Raw genomic sequence first — 7,558 nt, forward strand, 5'->3', positions numbered from 1 at the left:
TATCCGGGAATCTTTGGAATATTGCCGCGCCCTGGTACATCAGCTATKACACTGCCGGTTCACGTCGGTTACGGGAGTCCGGAACACTTGCGTGAGCGATGGCGACTGCTATTGCGGCACCGGCCATGGGCAGAACGAAAGCGATGTATAGGTTGGCAACGGACCATCCTCCGTCCAACAACGCGCCCACTGCAAGAGGTGAAAGTACCGCTCCAATTCGGCCGGCACCTGCCGCGAGACCGACGCCAGTCGTCCGGATTCCGGTCGGATAGATTGTCAACGACAAGGCATACATGCCTGCTACGGATGCKGTGAGCACGGCGCCAAGCAGAATGCTGACTGCCATCACCACGTTGAGAGAGGTGGTGTGGGTGCCGAAGGCGAACATAAACGCGCCACCGGCTACCAGGCTGGCGATGAGAAGAGGACGCAAGCTAAATCTGGCGGATAGCAAACTAAATAGCACTGATCCTGCAATGCCCCCAAGATTGAGCAACACGCCACCGGTAACGCCTTGTTCGGCTGACATGCCGGCTTGCACTAGCAGCTTTGGCGTCCAACTGGCGACGAAGTAAAAACTTCCCAGGACAAAGAAGAAAGCGGCCCACAATGCCAGCGTCCKATKAAGCAGCGGTGCCCTCATGAGCGCGGCACCACCATCGAATGGCTTAGCGGCCTCAGTCACGTTGGTCAGCTCGGGAAGCGTGTCAATCGGGGAGCGCTTCATTCTGACAAGTGTCCGATTGATTGTTCGAAGCGCGTGGGCAGGACGCTTGGTGAGGAGGTAGTCGAGAGACTCGGGTAGCACGGCGAGCACCATTGGGATGGCCAGAAGCGTAGCTACGCCGCCGAACGCGAAGACGCTGCGCCATCCCCAGATCGACATCAGGTAAGCGGCAATGACACCGCCTACGGTAGCCCCCACGGCATAACCGGTGGACTGAAAACTAATTGAAGCGCTGCGCCATCTGTTCGACGCGTATTCCCCACCAATTACCACGATGCTGGCCACCATGCCTCCAATTCCAAGCCCCGTGTAAGCGCGCGCTGCGGCAAGCTGCAGGACGCTTTGCGTGACCGAGCTCACAAGCATCCCGCTCCCGATGATGCACAGACAACACAGGATGACCTTGCGGCGGCCGATCCGATCGCCAATCGGAGCGATCAAGACTGATCCGACGCCTATGCCGACCAGTCCCGCGCTGAGAAGCAAGCCAAGCTCCTTGCCACTCAGTCCCCACCCGGCGGCGAGTTGGGGCGCAGTAAACGCCATCGCMAGTACGTCAAATCCGTCGAGCATGTTCAAGATGATGCACGCGATGACGGCCACTGTCTGAAGCGTGCTCATGGGCGACTCATCGATTATCTTCCGAATATCTGTACTCACTCCGCTATCCTCCTGAAGGTTAATATTGCCAGCTGATCTGGCTGATTTGCACTTAGCAAGTGCGGCAGCAGCTCTTATTGACGTTCCCTCGTCTTCTCAGAGGAGGAGACTCAGCACATATAGACGATACGAACGGGCGACTTCGCATATGCGATTGCGGCTGGCTGCTGCAATGCTGGCGATCTTTYGTGGTCAAGCCCGTAGCTACTCGTTCCGTGCCATAGCGTAGTGAAGGGTCATTGTGTGGTTATAGGCGCCGAAAGTGGCCTCGGATTGGGAACCTGTCATCACTTCCGGTTTCCTAATCTGAAGCCGTATTCGGCGTCGTCGACCGTTACACAAAGATGTGGTGACTGCGGCCATCGTTTTTTTCCTGAATGTTGTGGACGAGCGGATTAGCCCTGCGTTGGCCGACAACCCGGCCTGCTCACGCCCGATAGCTGGCCACACTCTGCGATTGGTATGGACCTCCACAATCGACGAAGCGCGGCCGCGTCGCAATATCGCGAAGGAAAAGACCGTGATTCGGAAATCKAATGATCCAGCTACAAGCCAATTTCKATGGGGAAAGTGGGCACGCGAAAGCGACGCGATATAGCGGTGCGCGCCGCAAATAGTGTTCATCACATTTGTCTGCGCAATGAACGCCGACCTACTCTTTGTCTATCGCAACCGCAAGTGGGGTTCGCATGCTGGGGCTACTCTGAATAAGGTGGGTGAACCGAGTCACGTAGACTGATCAGGAGCGTGTTCGAGCGGAAAGTGGCACCGTGAAGAGAATTCGCCATCACGTACCCTCGCTGGGGTGTGCTGGCGAGGCGCCCCTTTCGCCCTTTACGGGCGGACTGCTCCCATCAGATGCMCTCGACTCAGGTAACGATTGACCAGCGCTAGCGCCGTGAAGGAACGGCCGGCATACTTCTTCAGGCCGCGGTAGCTGACTTTGCAGCAGCTTCCAAGCGGCGGGATTGCTGCGCGACTCGCTTGCTCACTGATGTCGGACGATTGGCACAGCGCCTGACATAGCAGCGGACCAGAGCTTCATTGCACGCCGCCGACAAATTTCKGTGAGTGCMCATCTTGTAAAGGATTTCGACCTTGTTGAATATTTCCCTTTCTGATGGATTGAGGCTCGCAACGGGAGCGACGGGACTGTCCAAAGCCATTGGTGTTCGTGCAGTCCGAGTTGACGCGGGCCCATTTTGCCGCTGATACCTATGCCGAACGCTACGGCAAGTCGCTTGCGTTGTATTCTGAGGCCGGCATCTTGCGGGTCAACGCCAAAGACGCGGTGCGCGCGGTGAAGCTGAGAATAGAGAATCAACGCAGGCGCGAACGGCGTGCCGCCAGGTCGCTGAGTTGTCCGGCAAATAGCCTGCGCAGGGGGAGAGCGGCGAGCCTATGGCCGTCGAGGCAGCGCTCGAGCGGGCATTGATCGCTCGCTTTGGCACCGTGAACCGTGTGCCGAGACCGCTCCTGCGCAGTATCTTCCGCTCAGCGCAACGATCGAAACGCAGATCTTAGTTCTGCACTGAACAGCTCAGGCTCTTCCCATGCCGCAAAGTGACCGCCTTTGTCGACGCGGTTGTAGTAGATCAGGTTTKGATACGCTCGTGCCAGCCACTGCTTCGGCGGCMGGTAGACCTCCCCAGGGAAAACGGTTACTGCCACTGGAACGGTGATGGGGGCATTGTTTGCCGGGGCGACACTGGTTTCCCAGTATATCCGTCCGCTCGATGCACCCGTATTTGTGAGCCAGTAGAGGGATATGTTGTCAAGGATCGCGTCACGGCCTAGTGCCCGTTCCGGATCGCCACGCGAGAATACCCAGTCGGCCTGCTTGTCATAGATCCACGCTGCCAGCCCCGCCGGCGAATCGGCTAGGCCATAGCCGATGGTTTGCGGTCGCGTTTGCATGATGGCCGCGTAACCGAATCCCTTGTTGAGGAAATCCCTCGTCTCGTCGAACACCTGCCTTTCTTCGGAGGTCAGGCTTGCCGGCGCAGGGTCCCCGCTTTTTAGCGCCATAGCGATCGCCGGTGGCAACGTCGTGGCGCGCTCGATGCGGTTGACGTGGACGCCAAGCAGCCCTTCAGGTGCCAGACGGCCAAGAGCGTCGGAGATGATTGCGCCCCAGTCGCCTCCCTGCGAAACGTAGTGCGCGTATCCGAGCCGCTTCAGCAGAACGTCCCAAATTCGTGCGATGCGGCCTGGATTCCAGCCGGTGTCCGTGGGCTTCTGTGAAAAGCCGAAGCCGGGAATCGACGGAATCACAAGGTGGAACGCATCGCCCGCGCTGCCACCGTGCGCTGTGGGATCCGTCAGCGGACCAATGACGTTGAGCAACTCGAACACCGATCCTGGCCAGCCGTGTGTCATGATGAGCGGCAGCGCATTCTCATGGCGCGAGCGGACATGGATGAAATGAATGTCCAGGCCATCGATGCTTGTCAGGAACTGAGGCCAGGCATTGAGTTTTGCCTCGGCCTTTCGCCAGTCATAGCTCGTTGCCCAATAACGCATGAGCGGCTGAAGTTTTTCAAGCTGCACGCCCTGGGATCGATCGCCGATTGTTTCGTGATCGGGCCAGCGCATAGCGGCTAGGCGGCGGCGCAGATCGATGAGGGCCACTTGCGGGACGTGCGCGCGGAATGGGCGGATCGCATCTGACGCCACGCTATGCCCGGATTCTGCCTGCGCAGCGGTAACCAGGGTTGGGTAAAGCGTGGAGAGCGTTGCCGCCGCCACGCCGCCTAATAGAAGTGTTCGGCGCGACAGATTGGGAGCTTGACTGGATCCTTGCGTGTTCATGGGAATGCCTCCTTTAATGCGCTGCGGCTGATCCAGGTGGTTTGGCCGGCACTACCAGAGGCGCGCTCTTTTTGACGATGTAAGTTGCCAGTTCGGAGGCCTTGCCGCTGCCGACATTCCGCGCCGAATGGGCACTCCCGGCCGGAATGAACAGCGCGTCGCCGGCCTTCAGTGTGACAGGCGGCTTGTCGTCGAGTTGGTATTCCAGCGTACCTTGCAGAACATAGGCGAGTTCTTCCCCAGGGTGCGAATGTTTTGGTGCGAATGCGCCGGGGTCAAAGTCAACGCGTACCTGTACGCCCTCACGATCGGGCACGCTGAGGTCGCGCTGGACGAGATCGGTGCGGTGGACTCCAGGCGTTTGCGCTTGAGCCGTTGGTAAAAGGAAGCCACTGATAGCGATAAGCAGGGCCGAGGCGAAGAGTCGGGTCATTTTCATTGGCAGGTTTCCGTGATGAACGACGGATGKGATTCACGGGAAGGTCCGTGGCACGCATCGGCGAGAATCGACCAATGCGCGCGAAACAKGAGAGGGTTTCTTATCTTATGTGTCGTGCGGAATTCGACCGTCCTCAGACGATTCTGATTTCGACATCAATATTCCCGCGCGTGGCCTTGGAGTATGGGCAGAGCTGGTGTGCGGTATTTGCGACAGACTGGGCGACCTGGCGGTCAAGGCCCGGCAGGCTGACGTTGAGCCGCGCCGCCAGAAAGTAGGCGTCTCCGGTCAGGCCGAGATCCACTTCAGCCTCAACGGCCGCGTCGGCCGGAAGCGCGACCTTGGCCGCCCGTGCCGCTTTGGCGATTGCACCTAGGAAGCAAGCCGACCAACCGGCGCCCAGAAGCTGCTCCGGATTGGTACCGCTGCCGTCGCTGCCGGGTMCTGAAAGGTCGACGACCAGACGGTCGTCGGAACTGCGGGAATTGCCGTTGCGACCGCCGATAGTGCGGGTCTTGCCGGTGTAAATCACTTTGTCGATTTGATTGATCATCTCGGGATGTTCCAGGTTAAGGGTTGTTTGCCACGCGGAGTTCAGCGTCGTCAGKGGCGGCGCCTACGTGCCACGCGGAATGAGGGCGGCTGCGCGGGCCCGCTCGCGATGCGGGCTCACCGGAATGAGGCGCGAATTTCTTCTACGGTTTGCTGCGGGTCCTGCAGATGCGGGTAGTGCCCAATCCCGTGAAGAAGGCTGAACGGTGCATGGGCCTTCCCGGCGAACTCGATGCCCATTTCTTTCTTGATGTAGATGTCTTTTTCACCCCAAACCACCTTCACGGGCGTCTTGAGCCGGACCAGGTTTGACTCGAAATACTCCTGGTCCCGCGTGAAGTGTGAGTAGTAGTAGTAGAAAGCGTCCGCTGAGGTGATCTCCCCGTGGCCCCATCCGCGCGACATGTCGTCCTTGAGTTCGTCGGATAAGTCGAACTGCACTTCTCTGGGCAAGCCGCGCCTGTAGGCGTTCTGGAGAACATCCTCGCGATTTGCATTCAACTGAACACGAGCCCGCTCGGCGGAAGGTTGCGACTTCAGGATCTGCAGGCTCTCATACATGTATTGAGGTCTGTCGAACGGGGCGAAGTCGCCCACGATAATCGTCCTGGCAATGTCCGGTTCTTCGAGCGCCAGCAGAAGGGCCGGCAAGGCTCCGATATCCGTTGCGTAGATTGTGAGTTTTGACGTGTCGATGCCTGCCTTGCGGATGTAAGCCTTCAGGAGACGGGCATAGTCTCTCGGTGCATAGGAAAACTTGTCGGCCGTCGGTCGCGACKATAAACCGTAGCCGGGCCAATCGATGGCGTGTACTTCGTAGTCGTCGCCAAGAGCCAGGGCAATGTCCTTCCAGGCGTACAGGGTCTCCGGGAATCCATGCAGGAAAAGAACGGTTCCTTTCGGGCCAGAGTTGTGCACGACCATCCTTCTTAGCGAGATGTCCTTGTCGATATCGATGAATCCGATCTCGGCTTTCTGTACCTGCCTGTGGGAATCGTGGGCGCATCCCGACGCAATCAAAGCGCCAAGAACGAGCACGAAGGTAAGCATCCGCTGTGGGAATGGCTTGGACATGTCAGTGATCCTCGATGCGGGCCTGTCGGCTTAGTAAATCAAGCGATCGACCTGCGTTTGCAGACGCGGACCGAACAGGAGGATGGTAGGAATGACGATCACATAGCCGATGCCCCAGGAACGCAGCCACGTCAGGGCAAATCCTTCTGAGAAGCCGAGATTGAGAGCAAGGAGGACGAAGGAAATGATCCCGGTCGTCACAATTCCCATCGACAGGGCGAATACGACTTTCCGTTTCAGTTCGACGCGCATGGTTACTTCCCCTGGCAGATAAAATACCGAATGGTATATTTTTGGTCGAAAAAATCACGCCAGGTCGACGATGGTTTTTTCCACCGCCGACATCACGACCTTGCTGTAGCCGGCGTTGMCGGTGAGGCGAGAGATCATGATGGCGCCCTCAATCAAGGCAATCAGCGTGACGGCAGTCTGCTCGGCGTCGACGCCATTCCGGAACTCCTGCGAGGCAATCCMTGCCTTGATGACCGTGATAAGGTTCGCCTTCCAGCCCCGGAACGCCTCCATGGCCTTCTCGCGCAGGGCTGGGTGAGTGTCGTCGGCTTCAATGGCTGTGTTGAGCAGCGGGCATCCCCCCTCCGGGAAATCCTCAGGCAGGTTTTCGTACACGCCTGTCAATGCCAGCAGCTTCTCCTTGCTGGTTTCTCGCGTGGCCATGATGGCCCTGACTGCTTCCTGCGCCTGCTTCCAGTTGTGATCGAAAGCGGCAAGTGCTACCTCTTCCTTGTTGGCAAAGTTGCCGTAAACACTCCCCTTCGTCAGCCCKGTGGCCTCCGCCATGTCGGCCAGGGACGTACCCGCATAGCCCTTGACGTTGAAGAGCGGTGCTGTCTTCTCGACGATGAACTGACGGGTTCGCTGAGCTTTATTCATGGAGGCAAGAATATACCAATCGGTATTTTTGTCAAGGGCACCCGTGGATCCGATTGAGGTGATCTCTCMAGCTCCCGTGAACTACCGGAGGTCATAATGGGGCKGAAAGTGCACCCGTCGCAATGCGCCAGATGCGCGGTCCGCTTTCGTGGACGCTATTGCCGCTGGCATCCACGGCGACGACGACGGGCAGGTTCTCCACATCGAACTCGTAGATGGCTTCCATGCCGAGATCGCCAAACGCAAGGACGCGAGAGGACCGGACCGCCCTGGAGATCAGATAGGCGGCGCCTCCGGTCGCCGCCAGATAGACGCAGCCGTTTTTCACGATCGCGCCGATCGCATCCGGTCCGCGCTCGGCCTTGCCGATCATGCCGATCAAGCCGGTGGACGCAAGCATGCGC

At 58.6% G+C, this 7,558-nt stretch carries 8 protein-coding genes; all 8 read right to left on the bottom strand.

Annotation, left to right across the window (positions count from 1 at the left end):
- Positions 1-43 precede the first annotated feature (43 nt).
- The gene (locus tag AC1DKV_RS33500) at positions 44-1,387 is read right to left on the bottom strand and encodes an MFS transporter (protein WP_477139028.1); all 1,344 of its coding nucleotides are present in this window, start codon (positions 1,385-1,387) and stop codon (positions 44-46) included.
- A 1,494-nt stretch (positions 1,388-2,881) separates the two neighbouring features.
- The gene (locus AC1DKV_RS33505) at positions 2,882-4,198 is read right to left on the bottom strand and encodes an epoxide hydrolase family protein (RefSeq protein ID WP_477139029.1); all 1,317 of its coding nucleotides are present in this window, start codon (positions 4,196-4,198) and stop codon (positions 2,882-2,884) included.
- A gap of 13 nt (positions 4,199-4,211) precedes the next feature.
- A complete protein-coding gene (locus AC1DKV_RS33510) occupies positions 4,212-4,637 on the bottom strand; it encodes a cupin domain-containing protein (protein WP_441623530.1) in 426 nt (141 codons plus the stop codon).
- 133 nt (positions 4,638-4,770) lie between these two features.
- Positions 4,771-5,187: an organic hydroperoxide resistance protein gene (locus tag AC1DKV_RS33515; protein ID WP_477139033.1), complete on the bottom strand. Its 417-nt coding sequence runs from the start codon at positions 5,185-5,187 to the stop codon at positions 4,771-4,773.
- Positions 5,188-5,306: 119 nt separating this feature from the next.
- On the bottom strand, positions 5,307-6,263 hold the full coding sequence (locus AC1DKV_RS33520) for an alpha/beta fold hydrolase (protein ID WP_477139030.1): 957 nt from the start codon (positions 6,261-6,263) through the stop codon (positions 5,307-5,309).
- Positions 6,264-6,293: 30 nt separating this feature from the next.
- A complete protein-coding gene (locus tag AC1DKV_RS33525) occupies positions 6,294-6,515 on the bottom strand; it encodes a DUF2798 domain-containing protein (RefSeq protein ID WP_441623534.1) in 222 nt (73 codons plus the stop codon).
- Between the two features lie 54 nt (positions 6,516-6,569).
- A complete protein-coding gene (locus AC1DKV_RS33530) occupies positions 6,570-7,154 on the bottom strand; it encodes a TetR/AcrR family transcriptional regulator (RefSeq protein ID WP_477139031.1) in 585 nt (194 codons plus the stop codon).
- Between the two features lie 91 nt (positions 7,155-7,245).
- A partial coding sequence (locus AC1DKV_RS33535; protein ID WP_477139032.1) for a fumarate hydratase C-terminal domain-containing protein occupies positions 7,246-7,558 on the bottom strand: 313 nt, incomplete at its 5' end.

The sequence above is a fragment of the Cupriavidus sp. 05T41 genome (assembly GCF_056396525.1).